This window comes from Chryseobacterium sp. MYb264, assembly GCF_035974275.1.
Classification (GTDB): domain Bacteria; phylum Bacteroidota; class Bacteroidia; order Flavobacteriales; family Weeksellaceae; genus Chryseobacterium.
In genome coordinates this window covers 3,764,524-3,785,841 of the sequence record NZ_CP142422.1, presented here as the reverse complement: position 1 = coordinate 3,785,841, position 21,318 = coordinate 3,764,524, and the positions used below count along the sequence as shown (strand labels likewise).

The following is a 21,318-nucleotide window of genomic DNA, read 5'->3' as shown; positions in this document are numbered from 1 at the left end:
CAAAAAAAGTGAATAGCAATAAAATATTGTCTAAAAATAACACAAACAAAACAATGAAAAAAATTACATTAATGATTGCTATGGTAGCAATTTCTTACAGCCATGCCCAAGAAAATTTCCCAATGAACTTACAAATTCAATCTGATACTCATGAGAATATGAGCAGCCTAGAGATTGAAAATCAAAGAACTGAGATAGAATATGCCCTGGCAGTGGTTTTACTTATGATTTCTACAAGAGCTTTTGTTTATTTTAAGGAAAAAAGCTTTAAACAAAACAATATCATGCCGTAAGGTTACTCCGGTTGCGTAAAAAAATAATATATCATTTATAAAAAATAAAAAAAAATGAAGAAAATCACCGTGATGATTACCATACTGGCCATTTCTTACACGTATGCTCAAGAAGCTCCACAGATGAATACTCGAATTGAGATGTACTCAAAGAAGATTGACAGCATCGTAATATCTGAGAAATCTGAGATGAATTCAGAGCTTGATAAAGTGGACCGAAATTTTAAAGATAATAAAATTACGGCTGAACAAAAACAGAATCAGAGAAATGAAATAGCATCAAAGTACGAAAAGATTATTAATAGTAAAATAGATGCCCAGAAGTCTGAACTCGAAGAGGCTACCCAGGAAATGGTGAAACATGCCGTTTTGGGAAAGTCTGATACCATACGTAAGGGGAAAAACTTTTTGAAGCTGGGACTTAATGGTCTAAAAATGAGAATAAATCAAAGAAATAAAAAAGAGCCTAAAGACTATTTACATAATTGGTCACTCTTATATAATCTTTCAGCGGGTAACCTTACTTCAAAAGACGAACCTTTTGGCCTTTCTTCAAAAAATTCGGACATGAATATTGTGTATAACTCTACTTTGGCAGTAAAATATGAGAATCAGTTGGGACACTTTACCAGCCCTGTTTTTTATAATATTGGCCTGGGAATACGAACAGACCGATATGAAGCCAAAGGAAATAATGCTTTTCTTCAGAGAAACAATAAGTTGATGCTGGAAGATTTTAGCAAAGGGGAATTAGACGAATCCATAATCCGTAATACCTATATTTTTGTTCCCATCGATTTTAGATTTGTGCTCAATCCTCAATATACAGAATATAAGGGCGTAAAATATTTAGATAATACCAAACCTCAGCTTAGTCTTATCGCAGGTGTTTATGGGGGCGCGAATATCGGGAGCAGAATGATCACGAAATACTCTAATGTAAACTCATCAAACGTTATGGACCAAGAAAGAGTGATGCAGGGGGTTAATGATTTTATTGTCGGAGGCAAATTAGGAATAGGATACAGGGGATTTAATGTATATATTCAAAAAGACTTTAACCCGCTGTTTAATAATGACGCCCTGTTGAAAAGTAAAAACGGATTTCAAGTAGGTATTGAAATAGCCAATATTGGGTTTTAGGAGATGCGATCTCATATTGTGGAAGATGGGTGCTGGAAGATGGAGATTATGTGAAGTAATAAAATCAAAATCCTTCCATTTCTCTTTGATTTTTTCTTCTTTTTTTTTGAGTTGTTTTGATTTTTTTGATTGTTTTTCGCTTTCTATTCTTGAATTGACGAGTCAAATCCGGCATTGAAAGCGAAAAGTGCATCAAATTCAATTAAAAACCTGCCCGTCTATTCAACAGGCTCTTAATGAAATCTGAAATTAGCTTCGGTAAGGGTATTATCACTGTTTACCAATGAGAAACCCATTACGATGAGCCAAATTTTCTCCTTGATAATCCGACCTCATGTTCCTGAGGATAAGGTTTTCTGGAGGTCATACTTACATCTTCTTTAATCTGCCGGTGGATATCATATTGCTTTTCTCTGTCATAAGAATACCGCGGATCAGGAATCATGGGCATTTTTGCCATTTTATGGATGGTAATTGTGGGAAAGTGATAATCGACTTCCACTGTTCCTAAGAGTAAGTAACATCCTCCTCCTTGAAAATCATATTGCTTTAAACTGTCTGGAAAATGCGCTGTATCAAAATAATCTCCGTTCACGTCTATCCAGGTTCCGAAATACATGGTCCCTTTTTTGGTCGGCACATGTTTTCTTGAAATAAGATAAGCCAACATTTTCACCTGTCTTTTATGATACCGGAGTAAATCTTTTACAAAAACAGAACCCCTGTATTTCGTTTCTAACAAATCAAACGGGCTGCATGAAATAGGAAAACCTATCAATTCAATTTCATCAAAGGCATCTTCAAACGGTTCTCTTTTTAATTCGGGAAGCTTAAACTGCTGAACGGGTTCTTCAATCAGCATTAAACCTCTGTTCTCGGGTTTAAAATTTACCAATAAAACCCTTGCCTCAACAAGAAGTTCATTTTTTTGCTTCCCTGTAAAACGAAATGCTCCAATAAAAATTAAGGACTGAATCGTTTCAATACCCACGGGAATACGTTTGATAAAATTTTCCAATGATTTATAATCTCCATTTCTTTCCCGCTCCCCGACAATTTCGAGAGCAATCCTTGTTTCCAGCCTTTCCAAAAGCATAAATCCCAGAAAGATATTCTTTCCTTTTAATGTCGTCTGAAATTCGCCGGAATTAACACAGGGAACCTGAATATGTCCTCCTGACATTTTAGCTTCATGGATATAGACTTCAGTACGGTAAAATCCTCCCTGATTGTTGATAACGGAAACCATAAATTCCAATGGATAATATACTTTCAGATATAAACTCTGATAGCTTTCCACTGCATATGAAGCCGAATGCGCTTTACAGAAAGAATACCCTGCAAAAGATTCTATCTGCCGGAACGCTTCAGCAGTAAGTGCTTCCGAATGCCCCTGTGCTCTGCAGGATATGAAGAAATTAGCCTTTACTTCATTCAGTTTTTCAATGGATCGCTCTTTTCCACTCATCGCACGGCGCAGAATATCACCATCAGCATGAGTAAGTCCGCCGAAATATTGTGCAATCTTAATGACATCTTCCTGATACACCATAATGCCATACGTTTCTTTTAGATTCTCCTCAAAAACAGAATGAAAATATTCAAACTGATCCGGATGATTGTGTCTGAAAATGTATTCCCGCATCATCCCACTCTGCGCTACTCCCGGTCTGATAATAGAAGAAGCGGCAACCAGTATTCTGTAATTGTCGCATTTTAATCTTCTTAAAAGACCTCTCATTGCAGGAGATTCTATATAAAAACATCCGATTGTTCTTCCTATAGCCAGATATTCATTGGCTTTTTCTTCATCTTTGGAAATTCTGGTATCCCGGATATCAACATCAATCCCCCGTGTTTTTCTGATGAGCTCAACGGTATCTTTTATCGTTCCAAGACCTCTTTGAGAAAGAATATCAAATTTCTCCAGCTTAATATCTTCTGCTACATTCATATCGAACTGAACGATAGGAAATCCCTTCGGCGGCATTTCGAGTGCAGAGTAATGGGTAATAGGCTCTTCTGAAATTAAAATTCCGCAGGCATGCATACTTCGTTGATTGGGGAACTTTTCCATTAACCTTACATATTTATGAATGGTCTGGACCACAGAATTTGTCTCATGAACTTCCATTGGCTTTTTTGTCAGTTCATCCAATTCGTCTTTAGGCAGCCCAAAAGCTTTCCCAACTTCTCTGAATCTCGATTTATATTTGAATTCCACATTGGTTCCGCAAAAAGCAACGTGATCTTTCCCATATCTGCTAAAAATATATTCCAGAATGGTATCCCTGTTTTGCCAGCTCCAGTCGATATCAAAATCCGGAGGACTTTTCCTGTTAAGGTTGAGAAATCTTTCAAAATACAGATCAAGCTCCAATGGGCATATATCGGTAATGCCGATGCAGTAACTGACGATGGAATTGGCTCCGCTTCCGCGTCCGACATGCATAAACCCCATTCTATTGCTGTATCGTACAATATCCCACGTAATCAAAAAATAAGAACAAAAGTTGAGTTCGTCAATCACTTTTAGTTCTTTCTCTACTCTTAGTCTTGCGATTTCATGATCTTTTCCATACCGTTTTTCTAATCCTAAATAGGCTAATCTTCTCAAAAGCTTAACATCAGATTCTTTGGATTTTGTATAGTATTGTTTATTCTTTACTTTTTCAAAATCAAATTCGAAGTGGCAGGCCTGCAGCAGTTTTTTTGTAGTCTTTATGATTTGCGGATATCTTTGAAAAGTCGTAATAATTGCATCTTCGGATTTAAAATATTCCGATTTCCTGCAAACCTCCTGCTCAGACAATTTGGACAATAAGGTGTTATGATCTATAGCTCTTAAGATTTTATGAAGATTATATTCTTTCTGAGTATGAAAAGTAACCGGATGAACAATCACCATTTTAGGAATCAGCATTTTAAATTCAGGCCGGATTAATAGATTCAATTCTTCTTCCCGAACTCCAATAAACTCATTTTCTTTTAGCCTTAAAGGCATATTATCTATGGGATAAATAATAAAAACATTTTTAAATGGGGGAGCCATTTCAGAAAGTTCAGCTCCGTGACAATTGTAATCTGTTAAAACCTGATTCACTTCGCCAATTCCGGAGAACTCTTTTGCAACAGCAATATAAAGCAGCTTATTTTCTTTTCTGACTTCAATGCCGGCGATAGGTTTAATTCCTGCTTTTTCGCATTCTTTCTTAAAATCATAAATCGCAGTAATGGTATTGATATCCGTTAGCACTAATTCTTTAATGCCCAGAGAATGTGCCTGCTGTACCAATTCTTCTATCGATAAAGTACCGTAACGAAGGCTGTGAAAAGAATGACAGTTGAGATACATGGTGTAAGAATTTAAAAATTTATTTTCCAAAATCAAATCCTGAAGCCCTGCCCACGGCACCCGCTCCAAAACGATTTTTAATTTGATCCATCGTCTGGTATAAATTCATTTGCTCTTCTGTATCTTCAAATAAATTCATTTGATGGTTACCGTGTACCAAATCGGTAAAGCGTAAACCCACCAGCCGAAGGCGCATTCTTCTGGTATAGATTTTAGTAAAAAGCTCTAAGGCAACCCTTGATAAGGTATGATCTGCAGAGGTGTAGGTAACTCTGATCTGTTTGGTTTCCGTATCGAAATTGGCATACCGAATTTTAATAACCACTGTTGAAGTCAGCCATTTCTCCTGTCTTAATTGATAGGCTAACTTTTCAGCCATTCCGGATATCAGTCTTTTTAATTCGATCATATCCATTGTATCTGTTGTAAAGGTTCTTTCTGTTGAAATTGATTTTCTTTCAGAATAAGGAACCACCGGATTTTCGTCAATTCCATTCGCCTTTTTCCAAAGTTCTTTTCCGTTAAGTCCAATCATTTGTTGCAAAACCAACACGGGCATTTCCGACAATGTATGAATGGTTCTTATTCCTATTCTGGACAGCAATTGAAAAGTTTTTTCTCCAACCATCGGAATTTTCTTTACCGATAATGGATTTAAAAAAGGCTTAATTTCAAGTTCTTTAATCTCTAATCTTCCCACAGGTTTAGATTCTCCGGTTCCGATTTTGGAAACGGTTTTATTGGCAGACAGGGCAAAACTTATCGGAAGCCCGGCTTCTTTTTTTACGGCTGCAGCAATTTCCTGAGTCCATTGGTAGCATCCAAAAAATTTATCCATTCCCGTAAGATCCAGATAGAATTCGTCGATGCTCGCTTTTTCCATAACCGGAACTTTTTCCTGAATAACCTCTGTTACCAAATGGGATAAATTGGAATACAGTTCATAATCTCCACGAATCACTTTGGCATCGGGGCATAACCTGAGCGCCATTCTTATCGGCATTGCCGAGCGAACCCCAAACTTTCTGGCTTCGTAAGAGCATGAAGCGACTACTCCACGGTCTCCACCTCCTATGATTAGAGGGATTCCGTCAAGTTTAGAATTATTTAGCCTTTCACAGGATACAAAAAATGCATCCAGATCCATATGTACAATTGCTCGGTTCACGTTACAAAATTAGATACTATTTGTATCTTTTTTCCTATATTTGTAGATACAATTTGTATCAATGTCAATTTTTTCAGATAACATCAGGTTTTTAAGGACTCAGAAAAATTTATCTCAGCAAGAGCTTGCGGATCAAATTTTAATGAGCAGAGTACGTTATTCAAAATATGAAGATGGACGTTCGGAAGCTCCTTATGAGCTGCTCATCAGAATGTCAAAATATTTCAATCTGAGTATTGATCTGCTTCTTACCGTGGATATCAGAAAATATCCGCTGGAAGATGTATTGAAACTTCCGGACAACAGAATTGTTTTACCTGTTGTGGTAGATCAATTAGGAAACAATAGTATTGAAATTATTCCTCAGAAAGCATCCATGGGTTATTTATCCGGATACAGCGACCCGGAATACATTGAAAATTTACAAAGAATTACACTCCCATTTCTGACTGGCGGAAAGTACAGGGCTTTTCCGGCTCAGGGAGATTCTATGCCACCCTTTAAGGACGGTTCCTATATTATCGGGAAATACGTTGAACATATTGATGACCTGAAACCAAATAAAAGCTATGTTTTTGTGACTTTAAATGACGGGATTTCTTATAAAAGATTTAGCTCCAGAAATAAAAAATCAATTACTGTTGCTGCCGACAATTCATTTTATAAACCTTATGATATTTCCTTAGGAGAAATTATTGAAGTCTGGCAATATGCTTCTGGCATTTTTCCCGAAGATTTTGAACCGGATCGGCTTGAAAACTATAATCTAAAAGATATGTTCTTAGAAATTCGAAAAGATATTCAAGAGCTAAACGACAGACTGCCAAAAGGCTAACCGCTGTAGGAGCCGTTATAGGAGCATATTACATTATAAAAAGCCGGTACTACCATAAAATTAGAAAGATTAGCTATAGGTAATGAAATTGTAGGTGTTGGCACTCAGAGTTATGGCCTTATTAAAGGAGATATAGAAATATTAGATAATCAAAAGATTATATTAATTATGAGAAATATAATCTTTTTGTAGAAGGAGATATTAATCTTTCTTCAGGAGAATTGCGTATTCTCAATTGTCCAGATAGTTCTATAATACTTTATTGAAAAACAGACTGTAAGAACTCAGAACGACGAAGGACACCTTATTTCTGCAGTGTTTAAAGCATCCGTATAACGGGACCCTCCTTTATCTCCGGACAGCCTGAGTGAATAACGTGTTCAAGCTTTCCGGAAATTAAAAACTTATTTAAACAAAAGATCTAGAATAAGTATGCACATTAATTAAATGAAAAACAGAATTCTTCGCTTGACATCTTTTTAATACTGAATGGTTGATTTTTCTGTGCAGACGTCTGATAATACTGGAACTCCGATGGTAAAAGTATTAATCTTTTAACCACCAGAACAATTAATTCATCAAACATAAATTCTGAATTAATAAATACCTGGGAATAAATCATAGCACCTTTCTCATCTCTTACAACAATCAAATATTCATGACCGCCGACTTTTTTCAGGGTCCAGTTCTGAAAAACAAAAGAACTTAAAAAGTCCTGGTTCTCACAAATGATATGATAGAACCAAAAACAGGCTTCATTGACTCCTAGCTCAAAGGATCCGCCGGATAAAGCATACCCGTTTGAGAAATTGTGAATCGTATTGATCTGCGCAAAATGACGGTACAATCCATTTGCTGATTTTTTCAAAGTCTCCATACAAATATTATATTTTTATTTAATTTTGTTTTAGTACTTTTGCAAGCACTGGTCGTTTAAGCGACCAATTTAAGAAATAATAGTCTAATACATGACCATAAAAGAAAGAATTTTCTATTATTTAGAAAAGAAAAACATAAAAAAAGAAGCTTTTTACAAAAAAACAGAGCTGCCTGCTTCGAGTTTTAAAGGGGAAGGATTTAAGTATGACCTTGGTATCACGAAGATTGTGAGGATATTACAAGAATACCCCGAACTTGATCATGAAAATTTACAATGGTTTATAAAAGGGGAAGGAGAGCTGAAGCTGAAAGATCATGAGGATGAGAAAAAGCCTGAAAACCCTCAAATCGACAACCGTGAATTTGAAAAAATTATCGATTTGTTACTGAACCTTTTTGCACAAAATAATGCAGCGGATAAAAATTTCCTGTTTCTGCAGAACCAGATCAAGAACCAGTCATTAAAAATAGATGAGATCCTGGCCAGCATGCAGCAAAAAGCACAAAAGGTCTAATTGCTGTTGATAATTTTGAAATCTGAGCTTCCCAGAAATGTCCGGGTCGGTAATTTGATTACGACATATCCCAGCTCATATGTGAACTGCTGTAATTCTTCCATAGTGTTTATAAAACCACCATAGATCTCGCGTTTTACCAATTTCATCTTGCTGAGATACGCCTCTTCAGAAATAGTTTCAGTTTCGAAATCATCCCACAGTTTATCACTAAGAGCCACAAGAATTTTTAATCTTTCCCTACTCATTCCTATTAATGTCATTTCTTTTAAATAATATCTTAGAAAATCTATCTAAAGTATTATTACTAAACTTTTCTTTCAATATTTCATTCCTGTAGTGTTTGTCTAATGTATAAACGACCCCAACGATAAGCAGGATAAGCGCTATAATGGCAAAATCAGCGATTGAAGAGATGCTGTTCTTGTTGTAAAAGATGAACTTTACATAGGTCACTAAATGAAAATAACCGGATACAAGGGCTACGTAATACGTAAACCGGTGCGCTCTGAATAATCCGCCTAATGATAATAATATAAGCGCCGACGAGATGGATAAAAAATAGATGGAAGCGTCCAGATCAAGACTTCTTTCTCCCACATTATTTTCCAGCTCTATGGATAAATCAAAAAAATTTCCTAATAAATTATTAAGAAATGGTAATATGGCCGAAATTAGTACAAAAGAAGATGCAATAATCTCTATGACTAATTTTATTCTATTCCTATTTTGGTCTGTCCGGTTTTGTCGGATCAATTGTTTCTTCTGGCTCAACTGCAATTTCAACTTGTTCTTGCTTTAAATGGGTTTTATCTCCTTTAATACTGTCCGAATTAAGCTTGTTATCTTCAGCTTCCCTATTCAGAATCTTTACCGTTAAAGAATCATTTCTTTTTATTAGGTTTTCTGATTTATACTCAATCTCTTCATGAACATTAGCATCTTCTGTTCTATCCGAACAAGCCACCAATGTTGTTAATAGAATGCCTCCTAATAAAGCTATTTTCATATTCATAATTTAAAAAAATTTACATCCCGTAAAGGTACGTGTTATCATCCATTTTTAAAAAATACAAATAAAATAACTATTTTTCATTAATTTAACAAAAAAAATTAAATATTCTTTAACAAACAAAAGCTACTATATCACTAAATATTGAATTCAAATTTAGTAAATAAATTCATACTACACTATTTTTCCTATAAAAAACCCACAAAAAACAATAACAAAAAGTAGAGTTATTCAGATTTTAGTATGAATTCTGTTTTGTCCTCTAACCATCCTCAGAGGCTACAGAATCTTTTTCTGAAAAAATACGGCCTTATTCCACACTTTATAAAATTAAACTGATCTTCTTTTTAAATACGTCGAGTTTCGTCGCTTTGCGTACCTATATTTGGTTTATAAATTTTACAATTATGGATAAAGTGACTTTACAGAGAATTGAAAAACTGCATCCTTCCGTGCGGGACGAAGTAGTACAGATTATTAAAGAGTGCGACAAGGCACTATCGGGAAGAGCAAAAATAAGAATCACGCAAGGGCTCAGAAGTTTTGAAGAACAGGAAAAACTATATGCCATCGGAAGAATTACTTCGGGAAAAAAAGTAACCAACGCCAAAGCCGGGCAAAGCATTCATAACTATGGATTTGCGGTCGACATGTGCCTGATCATTGATGGCAGAACAGCAAGTTGGGACACCGCAAAAGACTGGGATAATGACGGGATTGCCGACTGGTATGAATGTGTGACTATTTTTGCCAGACATGGCTGGGACTGGGGAGGCAACTGGAAAACATTTAAAGATCTTCCCCATTTTGAAAAAAAAGAAATCAAAACAAAAAAAGGGATGATAAAAGCAACCTGGCGAAACCTTGCCAAAATGCCCCGCAATGAAGAAGGATATATTATTTTATAGCCCGCAGCTCGACTTCTGAGTCTCTGTAAACAGCGACTATTCCGGGAATATGAATGGTAAAAAAAATAAAAAATTCAGAAAATTTATTTTTAATACGACAACTTCTGTCGCTTTCAATCTATACCTTTGATCTATAAGAAAGTGCTAATAACAAAGTCCTTAAGACAAAACCGAGACTTATATCTGAAAAAAACTGGTTTTATCTATTTACGGCGAAATTTAATAAAAATAAAAAAATCATGAAAAAAACAACCATTCTTTCTTTAGACGGCGGCGGAATCAGAGGTATTATTACGTGTATTATTCTACGCTATATAGAAGAGCAATTACAGATTCATGATAATCCCGGAGCCAAGCTTGGAGATTATTTTGATCTTGTTGCAGGAAGCAGCACCGGTGGACTGATCGCTTCCATTATTCTATGTCCGGATGAGCATCGAAAAGCAAAATATTCGATCCAGAAAGGGTTGGAATTGTATGCAGAAAAAGGAGGCAACATTTTTCAGGTTTCTTTTTGGGAAAGGCTGATTAATCCTTTCGGACTGCTCAATGAAAAGATTTCCCAGGAAGCTCTCGAGAAAAACTTAAATGATTTTTTTGGAAATCTGGAGTTAAAAGAGCTAATAAAACCCTGCTTAATAACAAGTTATGACATTGAAAACCGAAGAGCAAAATTATTTAACTCGTGGAACGCCCACCTCAGCACCGATAATTTCTACGTAAAGGATGTTTGCAGAGCAACTTCCGCAGCGCCCACCTATTTCAGTCCGGCTCAGATAAAATCGATGTACGGGCAGATCTTCAGCCTCATCGACGGTGGAATGTTTGCTAATAACCCGGCCCTGTGCGCCTATGCTGAAGCCAGGAAAATTCCTTTTGCAGAAGTATTAAAAAATCATCAGAAAGCCAATAATCCGGTTGTCAATGATATGATTATTATTTCTATCGGAACAGGTATAGAATCCAAATCATATCCTTTCAAAAAATTACAAAAAGCCGGAAAAATAGGATGGATTAATCCTATTATTGATATTCTGATGTCTTCAAATGCAGAAACCGTCGATTATCAAATCAGTCAGATGTTTCAAACATTAGGCTTAAGAAATAAAAAAAATTACTATCGACTAAATCCCTCGTTGAAAAATGCCTCTCCCGCAATGGACAATGTTAAAAGATCAAATATTGAAAATTTAATACAGGCCGGATTGGGCTATATCGATGATCATAGAGAAACGCTGAACCAGATCGTTCACAAATTAATCAAAAACAAAATTTAGTTTTAAAGATGATATCCTGTTTCGAGTTTTCTTTCAAAAAAAAATTAAATACGTCGAGTTTTGACGTCGCTACCAATTATCTTTGGAATATAAATAAGACACAAATTAATTATTAAAAAAAATTAAACACGTCATATTTTGACGTCACCCTAAATTATCTTTAGAGTATAAATAAAGCACAAAATCAATCATTAAAAAAAATTAAAAATCCAATTGAATTCAACACCACCTTATGCTGAACAGCGCAAATTATGTTCAGACTTTACAAAGAATCATCAAATAGCCAATAGAGAAACAGAGGATCACAGTCCCCATATTATTTTTGATGAAGGCCTCTACACCATTGAGTGGAGCGATATTGAAAACGCGGAGATAGATTATGAAAACTACCTCAGCGACATCGAAAACTTCTTCAGAGAAGATTTTGAAAAAGATATAATTGAAGAATAAATATCTTCATTCTATTTCTTAAAGCATCAGGTTCCGTCGCTGTCCGGCACTTCTTTTTTACGTATTTAAAAACATCCCCTAATAACCCTTTACACTTCAACTCAACCTTTGAATCACCATTCACAAGATGCTGATCAGCCGGAACTATGCTTTAAAAGCAACCCAAGAACACCACAATCTATGAAAAAGAAAATCTAAACCTGGAGTTTTCGTCAGACTCTTATTCGAAAAACTGACCGTATATAGTTTCTGAACCCGATGAAACTTTACAATGTATTTCAACCCACAAAAAAATTATCAAATGACAGAAAATGAAAAAGCAGCTTCAAATGCTGCAGAAAACACAGCAAGTCAAACCCTTTTTAGATTTGTAAGTCTGAGAAGTCCGCAATTATCCGATGATAAAGATCAGGATAAGAGATTTATTCTAATGTCTCAGGAAGTTAAAGACAACAGCCATTTTTACACCCCTGTTACTCAAGGAAGCGGATCAAAAAAAAGATTATTACAGACTCAGGCAGCAAGCTATGCTACTTCTTTAAGCTGTATTACAAAAGGAAAACCCAATAACCTGGATGTCTTCAAAAGGACGTATAAAGTTATTTATGACTTTGGTGTTTGGCTCGCCAGAAACAAAGATACCTGCACGTATCAGGAATTTGTAAGCAGGAGGGATGCAGTATTGGCAAGCAATTATGCCCTCCCGAATATGACTTCTCTATGGGATAACTTTATTTTCCAAACCGTAACCCAAAAAGATTTTTACATTAAGGAAACCATGATGCAGGTGATTTTAGCGACGCATGTCATTCAGAATTATTCTCAAAATGAAGATCGAGCCAGGACTTTATTGGCCGCAAGAATTGTTCTTCCAAAAGAGCTGATGATGGATGAAGACTCATTATCAACCTCTTCAACGGTTTCAAGGCTCGCTTCGTCAGAATCCAAAGAATCATTTCCAACGCAGGAAATGCAGAGACAGCAGAAAATAGCATCTGCCAAAGGACAGATCATTAAAGCTGAAGCCTTGGTAAAAAACCTGACGATCTTTGAAAAGCAATACAACAAAGCTTATCAGGCAGCTTATGATTCCGCAAAGGCAGAATATGAAAGAACCATAGCGCCTACCCTCGCCCGCCACAGAGAAGCTCTTGCCGCCGAGAAAGAAAACTTCTGTTCAACAAGACCTCAGGAACAAGCGTATGATCCAAAAGACCCTTGCAGACAGCCTAGAGAAATCCCTTATCCCGATATCCCGAAGTTTGAATTCAGCTATAAAGATCAGGTAAGCGGTGATTCTATGGTCAGTGCGCTGAAGGCAGAAAATTTAGATACGCTTCTTTCTCTTCTCGGATACGAATTCAAAGCAACAGCTTCAAGAGGAGCGGCAGAAGATATCCGTACTGTGAACGCTTTATTGGAAGGGCGAAATACGCTTGCGGACATTCATGATTTAATTAGTGAATCTACGGAAAGAAATAATAATATCATTGTAGAAAATACTTCCGGAGATGAAGATGTATTTGTAAGCATTGGTGGGGTTATCATGCCCATGTCAAGAGCCGTGTCGGAAGCTTTCACCTATCAGCTGTGTCCCAGAACACCCTACAGACTTCCTGTATTTGACCTAGCACTCAATGTTCCGGACTCTACATGGGATGTTTCCTACGCAGACTATGTGATCACAGCCAACAGCGGAAATGGCAGCCTGGGGATGAATTATTACACCAAATCCAGAAGCGGAAACACGATTTTCTTAAAAGATCTCTTTAAAGATGGTATAGATCACAGTCTTGCAGAGAATTCCACGATTAATTTCAAAATTTCTTTTACCAATGGCAAAGTGATCAACTTTACCGCCAGGAATGTGAATTATAAAACGTGTACTTCCGGAGCCTTTGAAGTACAGACGGAAGAAGGTGGTGCTCCGCCAACGGCTGTTGATGATGAAAATACATTCATCCCTTCCGGATTTGGATTTAAACAGATCGGTATCGCGGATTATCTGAAGGTAGAACAAACCACGCACGCCTATGTAGAAGGAGAAGTTGCCCATATCGAAAATGTGATGGCAAGAGAATATCGCGAAAAGTCTACCCGAAGATTAAGAAGAAGCGAAAATACAAATACGTCATCATCAGACACCGAAAGAGAACAACTTTCGGATACAACGACAGCCAACCGTTTTGAAATGCAAAGCGAGATCGCCAAAATGCAGCAGGAATCTTCTGATTTTGGATTAAGTGCCAACTTCAGTGCTTCCTGGAATCTTACAGGTGGCGGTAAAATCAGCACCGGATTAGGAACCAGCTATGCCAACCATAAGTCTAAAGAAGAAAGCACCCGACAAGCAGTAACCCAGTCTCAGGATATCACGGCGAGAGCAATGGATCGAATTGTTTCCAAAGTGCATGAAGAAAGAATTGAAAAGATCATCGAAGAATTTGAAGAAACAAATTCTCATGGTTTAGACAACCGAAAAGGCGATCAGCATGTAGTCGGCGTGTACAGATGGGTAGATAAAGTGATGAAAAATCAAATCTACAATTATGGTAAGCGTATGATGTTTGAATTTATGGTTCCGGAGCCTGCAAAACTTCATTTGTTAGGCATGAAAGTAAGCCCAAATTCATCTGAACTCATCAAGCCTGTTGATCCTAGGACTTCGAGCATGATGCAAATGAAAGACTACTCTTATTTATCCGACGAAAGTATTTTAAAATATTGGTCTGCCAAATATAATGTCGCACTTGATGAAATCTTAGCAGATAGAAAAAATGTAAGTTATAGCTTTTCTGACAAAACAATGGGAGTTGATTTTGTTGACAGAGGTCAAAATAATGGTTTTGGGAGACTAGCAGGGTTCTACAGTAAAGATTTGGAAATTCCCGAAAATTATGTTGCAATCAAATTGACGGGAGATATTACCATTCGAGGAGGAGGCTGGGAAAGCGCATCAAGAATGTATCCCGGAGCAATATTAAGCATTGCTGATAAAAGAGTAAAAAATGCTGAGGAAGACCCATTCGATGCTGCAACCAATGGTTCTTCACCCATAAATATGGATCTGGATCATCTTGAAGGAAAAGTTGGTCTGTCTCTAAATACCTGGGATGTTAAAACCGTTGGAGGATCCGTCACGATTTCTTGTTTATTAAAACCATCTTATAAAACAAAATGGAATCAGGAGATCTTTAATAAGATTATAAAGGCCTACGAAGAAGCTTTGGTAGAATACAACAATGCGGTTACTGAAGAAAACAACAAAGCCGTCATCATCAGAGATTCCAACCCTAATTTCTACAGACAGATTGAAAATACGGTTTTACGTAAAAACTGTATCTCCTATATGGCAGACAGAGCTGCAGGATCTACTCACGGATATGGTTTAGAAGGATTAACGAGCGGAAGTACATTTGGAGATTATGAAACCGTTCTTTCTTCTCAGCTCGATCAATATACAGCTTTCGTCAAATTTATGGAGCAGGCGTTCGAATGGGAAAATATTTCTTACTTCCTCTACCCTTATTATTGGGGTAAAAAAACGAACTGGACAGATCTTTATCAATCCGAGAATACCGATCCTATCTTCAGAAACTTTTTACAAAGCGGTATGGCAAGAGTGGTCGCAACGGTTCGTCCGGGATTTGAAGATGCGGTACAATTCTATTTAGCCACCGGAAAAATCTGGAATGGCGGGGAAGTTCCCGTAATTGGGGACGAGCTTTATTTATCGATTGTCGATGAAATGAGAGAACCTAAAGGGATAAAGCAAGGAAAAGCCTGGTTAACAAGACTTCCAACAACACTGAATATCCTTCAGGCAGAAAGCATTGGATTGAAAGTGGCTCATGCCTTACCATTTACGACGGAAAATCCTGATGACTTTGAAGTTCCTTCCGAGGTGATCACTGCGGATAGGTTCAATTTCGAGAAAAACAATCATCTCTTGGGAAGCCAATCCGATGAAGATCAAAAAATCATCACAGGCGACTGGATTTAAAAATAATACGAATACTTAAAAATACAATATGTCGAATACAGGAAAAATTATACGGGTAAATGCATTACCTCCGGTTGAAAAAAGAGAAAATAATGTTATTTACCAAGTAGCTGCCCCGGGAGCAGCTACTTACACAGACTATGCGGTGGATGCCAATGGCGATTTGAAGACCCACGCTGTTGTGGAAGGCTCCGTTCCATTGGAGCTATCGGATAACCATATTACGGTGACCGATCAGAAGCTGAAAAATGAGGAGATCCTCAGCCAGGCTCAGTACAATGTTGATACAAGAGAACGGCTGGATCAAAAACTGGAAATGCCTTTAATCGATGGAAATGCCCAGGATTATCCGAAAATCATTGGTTTAAACAACGAGGGAAAAGTGGCCAAACTACCGGCTGGAGATTTGGGGAAAAATATCGCCAATTCTTCTTTAACCTCCATTCCCGGCGCATCATTTACCTTAGGAGCAAGCTGGACGATGAATACTTTTGGACTTCCCTATTCTATTACCGGGCTCAACAATGTTTCAAATGACTCGTCGTTTAACACGTTGCTCACGCAGAATTCAGCCGGTTCCATCGGAAAATCTAACGGGAAGCAGGCTTTCTTAAATATGCCGTCTCTGATGACCGCGGCTGAAAAGGAACAGTTTGGTTTAGCATGGAGCAATCAATACAGCAACAGCAGTCTGAATGTCTACTCCATAACCCCTCCCATTATTAAGCATGAACATACGGTTAAATATTTTGTTCTTCAAGGTTTAAACCTCAACGTCAATCCGGCCAACACTTCCGTAAAATTTATTCCAGAGGGAAATACGCTCGGTGCAGGAGAAATAAGCTGCTTGGGATTTCAGACCTTTTCAGACGGAAAATCCATGATTGTAACGGTCTATGGTGATGCCCTTGCTGCAGGAGTAAATTATCATATCGTGATCAGAACCAGCACGCCTATCGTACAGGTACACAGAACAACAAGCATCATAACCGTGACCTCAGTCACCAATAATGTTGATCTTAATGCTATTGTCTGGACTAAAAAGATCTATAATGATTTGCCCAACGACGGCGTATTCGGAAGTGCCGGTGCAGGACAGTATCAGAGTAATCCCAATGTTAAAGCGTATGCCAATGAGGCATCTATTATTTCTGCATTGAAATCTTCTAAAATAATCGATGCCAATCAGGATTTTTATTTAAATTTTGATGTCAATATTAATTTCTTACAGCCTTACAGTGTCCTACCTTATCATTCTTTGGGGCTTATGCTGCATTCTACAGCCTTAGAACTAATCAATTCAAATATTGCCAGCATCAGAATATTAGCCAAGGGCGATTCCTGGGGAAGACAGATCTTATTAGACAACAGCTCCATCTCCCACAGTCAGCCTCCGGTAAATCCTGAGATTGTCAACTATACCATCATGAGAAGAGGTTCAGTGGTCTATTTCGTGATGACACGCGGAGGGAGTGTTTTAAACTACTCCAAAACCATCTCTACCGAAGCTCTTTCCTTTGCCATGTTTAATACCAATATGAGTGTTTCCGCAAACATTTCCTTTAACATAACAGAATTAACTCTTTTTTAATTTTAAAAATTACAATTATGAATAACCATTTAAATATATCGTCAGATATTCAGCAGTTGATTGATGCCATTTCCAATATCAATTTAAATTTTATTGAACTGCCATTACACGATCACCCCCAATTGCCACAGTTTAAAAGAAGCATCCGGGTTTTAAATATCGATGCCAAGTCAAAACAAGAATTTGTAAGCTTCACTTATGAGCAGGTTCTCAGAGATAAAGATACAGATCAGGAAATCAATATTTCTTTACCGGCTCCCGAGTGGATCATTCATAAGAATACATGGAGCTACCTGCGCGATCAACAGAATGGATTTCTGGAAGCCGATTTAAAAGAACCTCTGGAGGACCTTACATCAGGCAAAATAAAAGTGCCCAGCTACAAATACATGCTCTGGCTTTTACAGAATGATTCCGTAGGATTTTTAACCCTTTTAAAAACCTATTTCAATGAGCTGATTGACCACAAAAAAGCTGATCTGGATAAACTTTCCTGATCCCAGGGAAAATCTATGAAGCAGAGCCTAAAAAACTCTGCTTTTTAACCCCCAAAAATCACAAAATGAGTTTAGAAATATTAAATAATCCTCTTATTGGGAATTCATTCGATAAGATTTTAGGCAATAAAAGCCAAAACTCTGAATTATCCAATGAAACCTTCAATGATTCTTCTACTAAATTTCCAAAAAAGTATGATAATAATTACGCATTGGAGTCTCCTTTTGGAAAGGAAAGTACCTTCTATAAAGCAAAGGAAGGATCATATAGACGTTTTTTAGAGAAAAAAGGGAAATATCTAACAACAAAAAAACTGTTTAGCGATATAGATCTTGAAAAGATTGATTTTACAGAAATCTATGATAAAATTAACATGAAATACCAATGATCATGGATAAAATGTGCGAAACCAAACGAACGAAAATAATAGAGACAACATACACTTCTTGGCAGGGCGTTATAAATCATACCTATAATGAACTTAAAAATACACTAAACAATGCATATTGGTTTTTAGAAGGTACAGACTCTAATCTGATGACTTTTCAGCTATTTTCTAATCCGGACAAAAAAGAAGTTGAATTTGTAGCATGCAATCTTGGAAGCGATATTTTCGATTGTTTAAAACTGAATAACGAAAATCTAATTTCTACAGGAGGATATGTAATAAAAGACAATGGAGGAAAAGAAATTATAAACCCTGCTTTAGATATTTTTAAACAAGATTTAGCCAATAGCATATCCGACATGTATCTAAATAAAGGAACTTTCAATCGCTATGCTTTGTCGAAAACAAAAATAATCAATGCTATTGATAGAGAAATTTTCGCAGAATATAATTATCAAAAAGTTATAGGCTTCATTTTTGACGGAATGGGAACTGCTTTAAAATTCTTTATAGATCAGTTTCGTGGTGTAGGAAAAAAAATTGAAGAATACAGGCTTTCTGAAAAATCATATTTACCAGATGCCAATGGATTTGATCCTATCTTAAATGGAGCATTACTTAAAGCTATCGGTGTCAATACAACTATTCCCATAGAAAAGTATACCTATTCAAAAGAAGATCTGGAATATTATCAAATAAAAGAAAAGCAAGTTGATTGGACACTAGCCATAAATGCTGAATTCTGCGGTTTTTGGAATGCTTTAATCGATACCGCAGACGGATTTGCAATGCTTTTACCTAGTTTGTATCAGATACTTTCAGACAGAGCTACATTTAAGCAGTTCTTTAGAGTTATTGTAGATTTTCTTATGATGACACCTCAAGAATTAGGAGACATTCTTACTGCATACGACTTTGAAAATAGCAAAGGTTCTATATACAGACTTTCTTATCAACAATGTTATGAAATAAGTATGATCCTTTCTCTATTTTTACCTATTCCCAAAATAGGAAAAGCAGGAAGAGCGACTGAAGCACTTGGAGAAATATCTGCTTGGTTGGCTAATTTTTCTACCAAGAATGAATTGATTCTTTTAGCCTATAAAATGGGATTACGTGTAGAAAGAACAACAGGAGAATGGCAGCTCGTTTTTGGGAAATATACACTTCTTAAAGGCTCAAGAGAAAAAGTTCTTAAAATGATCGAAGACATTGGTGAAATGTCTAAATTTGAAGGAAACCAAAATCTTTCCAGCTTAGAAAAGCAACTGAATGAAGCTGTAATTGAAGAAAATGGGATTACCAGGAAACTTACAAAAGCAGAGAAAGAGGAAATTCTGGAGAAGTTTAGACACGAAGGAGGAAATAGCAATCAAAAATCCATCGTTGCAACAACAATTGATGAAGAAGTAAAAGCCTTTGAAGTACTTGAAAAAAAATATTTAGATAAAATCATTGAAAATCCATTTGAAAATTTAAAAGAGGTACTGCCTTTGTTTAACCATACATCTCTAGAAAAAGTAGTAATTCAAATAGGTGATGAAAATTGTGGTGATGTAGTAGATGCCATAATAAATTTTCTGAAAAACAAAAAAATAAGAAGAGCAAGAGATAGTGGATATGAAACATTTGAAAAAGTAGCAGCAAAGTATGGGGGAGGTTACTTTCAACAATTGCATCCAGCTACTCTAAAAGGCGTTTTTTATACTGCATTAGAAAGGCTACAAGTATTGATGAAAAATGATGAGATCGTTGTTATTTATGGTGTTAATGATGTGAATAGTATAACAAAAAGTACAAGCGGACACTATTTTGTAGGAGTAAAAAAGGATGGAATATTACATCTATTTGATGGACAAACTGGACAATATATGGAACTTAGCAGAAAACCAGAATTTCAAGCGTTCCTTCGAAGTAAGTATAATAAAGATCTTAAATCAGAGCAAGGAGGAGGATTTAGATTTTTAAAAGTAAGATAAATAACTTAAATAAATAATTATGTTAACAGACCAAGAAATGCTAAAAATAGCTGAACATTATTTAAAAAGAAAAGGAGAATTTGGGGGCTCAGATATTGAAGTCGTAATTTTGACAGAAGAAACTATCAAAAAACCTTATGGTAACATTTATAATTATCAATCCAAAGAATATATATTAACCGGAGATTTTGACAAATCTCTGACAGGGCACGCTCCGTTTTTAGTAGAAAAAAAATCAGGAAGAGTCGTTCGTTTTGGTACTCTTGGTAGCTTAGAAAGCTATATACAGGACTATGAAAATGGAACGTTAGCAACAACCTTAACTCGTTACTGGTATCCAGACGAAAATAGGTTTGATTACAAATAATATCTATATAATCTTTAATAAAATACAACAGTAAAATTACTGTTGTATTTCTTGTTTTTTCAATAGTTAGGAGTGAGAAATTAAAATTTTATGTTAACAGACCTAGAAATGCTAGCAATAGCAGAACGTTATTTAAAAAGTAAAGGAGAATATTTTGGTGGGGCAGATATTGAAGTTGTAATACTGACTGAAGAGACTATCAAAAAGCCGTATGGTAATATTTATGATTATCAGTCCAAAGAATATGTATTAACCGGAAATTTTAATAAATCTTTGGCAGGACACTCTCCGTTTTTAGTAGAAAAAAAATCCGGCAGGGTGGTTGGGTTTGGTACAGCAGGCTCCTTAGAAAGTTATATAGAGGATTATGAAAACGGCGCATTAGTACCTGCTCTAACTCGCTATTGGTACCCCGATGAAGATAGGTTTGATTATAAGTAATCTAATATTTCATAATTTTTCGTAAAAATAGTAGCCGCAACTTTACCGTTGCGGTTTTTTGGAAAAGAAAAGACAGCATAACTAGAAGTACTATAGGCCATTATCTTGTAGCAGTAAAGGTAGAGAAGAAAGTTTATTTATTAGAAGGACATACGGGAGAAATTCTTTTATATGATAAAGCTTCCATAGAATCTAAAAACTTTGAAATAGATTATA

General features: G+C 36.3%; 20 protein-coding genes. 14 read left to right on the top strand and 6 right to left on the bottom strand.

The annotated features are described in order from the left end of the window. The first annotated feature begins 53 nt into the window (after window positions 1-53). Both VUJ46_RS16430 and VUJ46_RS16425 read left to right on the top strand, forming a co-directional pair. Window positions 54-293, top strand: coding sequence for a hypothetical protein (locus VUJ46_RS16430; protein ID WP_326981805.1), 240 nt, complete (start codon window positions 54-56; stop codon window positions 291-293). Between the two features lie 54 nt (window positions 294-347). Further along, a complete protein-coding gene (locus tag VUJ46_RS16425; protein ID WP_326981804.1) occupies window positions 348-1,436 on the top strand; it encodes a hypothetical protein in 1,089 nt (362 codons plus the stop codon). Between the two features lie 295 nt (window positions 1,437-1,731). Here VUJ46_RS16425 and VUJ46_RS16420 read toward each other — a convergent pair whose 3' ends face one another. Then, window positions 1,732-4,791, bottom strand: coding sequence for a DNA polymerase III subunit alpha (locus VUJ46_RS16420; RefSeq protein WP_326981803.1), 3,060 nt, complete (start codon window positions 4,789-4,791; stop codon window positions 1,732-1,734). Between the two features lie 19 nt (window positions 4,792-4,810). After that, window positions 4,811-5,959, bottom strand: coding sequence for a DNA polymerase IV (gene dinB, locus VUJ46_RS16415; protein ID WP_326981802.1), 1,149 nt, complete (start codon window positions 5,957-5,959; stop codon window positions 4,811-4,813). 61 nt (window positions 5,960-6,020) lie between these two features. On the opposite strand from dinB, the gene VUJ46_RS16410 reads away from it, so the two are divergent. Next, complete coding sequence (locus VUJ46_RS16410) at window positions 6,021-6,794, top strand: XRE family transcriptional regulator (RefSeq protein WP_326981801.1); 774 nt, start codon at window positions 6,021-6,023, stop codon at window positions 6,792-6,794. Window positions 6,795-7,233: 439 nt separating this feature from the next. On the opposite strand, the gene VUJ46_RS16405 is transcribed toward VUJ46_RS16410, so the two are convergent. Then, window positions 7,234-7,671 carry a DUF6876 family protein gene (locus tag VUJ46_RS16405; protein WP_326981800.1) on the bottom strand — a complete coding sequence of 146 codons (438 nt, stop codon included), beginning with the start codon at window positions 7,669-7,671 and terminating at the stop codon, window positions 7,234-7,236. A gap of 91 nt (window positions 7,672-7,762) precedes the next feature. On the opposite strand from VUJ46_RS16405, the gene VUJ46_RS16400 reads away from it, so the two are divergent. Further along, on the top strand, window positions 7,763-8,188 hold the full coding sequence (locus tag VUJ46_RS16400; protein WP_326981799.1) for a hypothetical protein: 426 nt from the start codon (window positions 7,763-7,765) through the stop codon (window positions 8,186-8,188). On the opposite strand, the gene VUJ46_RS16395 is transcribed toward VUJ46_RS16400, so the two are convergent. The 3 genes from VUJ46_RS16395 to VUJ46_RS16385 all read right to left on the bottom strand — a co-directional run bounded on the left by VUJ46_RS16395 (window position 8,185) and on the right by VUJ46_RS16385 (window position 9,203). Next, a complete protein-coding gene (locus VUJ46_RS16395; protein ID WP_326981798.1) occupies window positions 8,185-8,436 on the bottom strand; it encodes a hypothetical protein in 252 nt (83 codons plus the stop codon). The two genes, VUJ46_RS16400 and VUJ46_RS16395, sit on opposite strands and share 4 nt — an antisense overlap. Further along, window positions 8,429-8,788, bottom strand: a complete 360-nt coding sequence (locus VUJ46_RS16390; protein ID WP_326981797.1) for a hypothetical protein — start codon at window positions 8,786-8,788, stop codon at window positions 8,429-8,431. The genes VUJ46_RS16395 and VUJ46_RS16390 overlap by 8 nt, the downstream gene beginning before the upstream one ends. A gap of 124 nt (window positions 8,789-8,912) precedes the next feature. After that, on the bottom strand, window positions 8,913-9,203 hold the full coding sequence (locus tag VUJ46_RS16385; protein WP_326981796.1) for a hypothetical protein: 291 nt from the start codon (window positions 9,201-9,203) through the stop codon (window positions 8,913-8,915). A 404-nt stretch (window positions 9,204-9,607) separates the two neighbouring features. On the opposite strand from VUJ46_RS16385, the gene VUJ46_RS16380 reads away from it, so the two are divergent. From VUJ46_RS16380 to VUJ46_RS16335, 10 genes are all read left to right on the top strand, one after another. Continuing rightward, window positions 9,608-10,108, top strand: a complete 501-nt coding sequence (locus VUJ46_RS16380; RefSeq protein ID WP_326981795.1) for a M15 family metallopeptidase — start codon at window positions 9,608-9,610, stop codon at window positions 10,106-10,108. Window positions 10,109-10,347: 239 nt separating this feature from the next. After that, window positions 10,348-11,385, top strand: a complete 1,038-nt coding sequence (locus tag VUJ46_RS16375; RefSeq protein WP_326981794.1) for a patatin-like phospholipase family protein — start codon at window positions 10,348-10,350, stop codon at window positions 11,383-11,385. Window positions 11,386-11,598: 213 nt separating this feature from the next. Continuing rightward, window positions 11,599-11,835: a hypothetical protein gene (locus VUJ46_RS16370; protein WP_326981793.1), complete on the top strand. Its 237-nt coding sequence runs from the start codon at window positions 11,599-11,601 to the stop codon at window positions 11,833-11,835. A 301-nt stretch (window positions 11,836-12,136) separates the two neighbouring features. After that, window positions 12,137-15,838: a hypothetical protein gene (locus VUJ46_RS16365; RefSeq protein WP_326981792.1), complete on the top strand. Its 3,702-nt coding sequence runs from the start codon at window positions 12,137-12,139 to the stop codon at window positions 15,836-15,838. 28 nt (window positions 15,839-15,866) lie between these two features. Beyond that, entirely contained in the window at window positions 15,867-17,429 is a 1,563-nt protein-coding gene (locus VUJ46_RS16360; RefSeq protein WP_326981791.1) for a hypothetical protein, read from the top strand. A gap of 17 nt (window positions 17,430-17,446) precedes the next feature. Further along, window positions 17,447-17,926 carry a hypothetical protein gene (locus tag VUJ46_RS16355; protein WP_326981790.1) on the top strand — a complete coding sequence of 160 codons (480 nt, stop codon included), beginning with the start codon at window positions 17,447-17,449 and terminating at the stop codon, window positions 17,924-17,926. Window positions 17,927-17,991: 65 nt separating this feature from the next. Beyond that, window positions 17,992-18,315 carry a hypothetical protein gene (locus tag VUJ46_RS16350; RefSeq protein WP_326981789.1) on the top strand — a complete coding sequence of 108 codons (324 nt, stop codon included), beginning with the start codon at window positions 17,992-17,994 and terminating at the stop codon, window positions 18,313-18,315. Continuing rightward, entirely contained in the window at window positions 18,312-20,294 is a 1,983-nt protein-coding gene (locus VUJ46_RS16345; protein WP_326981788.1) for a hypothetical protein, read from the top strand. Before VUJ46_RS16350 ends, VUJ46_RS16345 begins: the two co-directional genes overlap by 4 nt. A gap of 19 nt (window positions 20,295-20,313) precedes the next feature. Further along, window positions 20,314-20,661 (top strand): hypothetical protein, encoded by a 348-nt coding sequence (locus VUJ46_RS16340; RefSeq protein ID WP_326981787.1) that lies wholly within the window; start codon window positions 20,314-20,316, stop codon window positions 20,659-20,661. A 90-nt stretch (window positions 20,662-20,751) separates the two neighbouring features. Further along, window positions 20,752-21,102: a hypothetical protein gene (locus VUJ46_RS16335; protein WP_326981786.1), complete on the top strand. Its 351-nt coding sequence runs from the start codon at window positions 20,752-20,754 to the stop codon at window positions 21,100-21,102. Window positions 21,103-21,318 lie beyond the last annotated feature (216 nt).

Excerpts from the sequence above, each read along its gene's own strand:
- VUJ46_RS16430 (WP_326981805.1), top strand. The coding sequence starts at position 54 with ATGAAAAAAATTACATTAATGATTGCTATGGTAGCAATTTCTTACAGC.
- VUJ46_RS16425 (WP_326981804.1), top strand. The coding sequence starts at position 348 with ATGAAGAAAATCACCGTGATGATTACCATACTGGCCATTTCTTACACG.
- VUJ46_RS16420 (WP_326981803.1), bottom strand. The coding sequence starts at position 4,791 with ATGTATCTCAACTGTCATTCTTTTCACAGCCTTCGTTACGGTACTTTA.
- VUJ46_RS16410 (WP_326981801.1), top strand. The coding sequence starts at position 6,021 with ATGTCAATTTTTTCAGATAACATCAGGTTTTTAAGGACTCAGAAAAAT.
- VUJ46_RS16405 (WP_326981800.1), bottom strand. The coding sequence starts at position 7,671 with ATGGAGACTTTGAAAAAATCAGCAAATGGATTGTACCGTCATTTTGCG.
- VUJ46_RS16400 (WP_326981799.1), top strand. The coding sequence starts at position 7,763 with ATGACCATAAAAGAAAGAATTTTCTATTATTTAGAAAAGAAAAACATA.
- VUJ46_RS16395 (WP_326981798.1), bottom strand. The coding sequence starts at position 8,436 with ATGAGTAGGGAAAGATTAAAAATTCTTGTGGCTCTTAGTGATAAACTG.
- VUJ46_RS16385 (WP_326981796.1), bottom strand. The coding sequence starts at position 9,203 with ATGAATATGAAAATAGCTTTATTAGGAGGCATTCTATTAACAACATTG.
- VUJ46_RS16380 (WP_326981795.1), top strand. The coding sequence starts at position 9,608 with ATGGATAAAGTGACTTTACAGAGAATTGAAAAACTGCATCCTTCCGTG.
- VUJ46_RS16375 (WP_326981794.1), top strand. The coding sequence starts at position 10,348 with ATGAAAAAAACAACCATTCTTTCTTTAGACGGCGGCGGAATCAGAGGT.
- VUJ46_RS16365 (WP_326981792.1), top strand. The coding sequence starts at position 12,137 with ATGACAGAAAATGAAAAAGCAGCTTCAAATGCTGCAGAAAACACAGCA.
- VUJ46_RS16360 (WP_326981791.1), top strand. The coding sequence starts at position 15,867 with ATGTCGAATACAGGAAAAATTATACGGGTAAATGCATTACCTCCGGTT.
- VUJ46_RS16355 (WP_326981790.1), top strand. The coding sequence starts at position 17,447 with ATGAATAACCATTTAAATATATCGTCAGATATTCAGCAGTTGATTGAT.
- VUJ46_RS16350 (WP_326981789.1), top strand. The coding sequence starts at position 17,992 with ATGAGTTTAGAAATATTAAATAATCCTCTTATTGGGAATTCATTCGAT.
- VUJ46_RS16345 (WP_326981788.1), top strand. The coding sequence starts at position 18,312 with ATGATCATGGATAAAATGTGCGAAACCAAACGAACGAAAATAATAGAG.
- VUJ46_RS16340 (WP_326981787.1), top strand. The coding sequence starts at position 20,314 with ATGTTAACAGACCAAGAAATGCTAAAAATAGCTGAACATTATTTAAAA.
- VUJ46_RS16335 (WP_326981786.1), top strand. The coding sequence starts at position 20,752 with ATGTTAACAGACCTAGAAATGCTAGCAATAGCAGAACGTTATTTAAAA.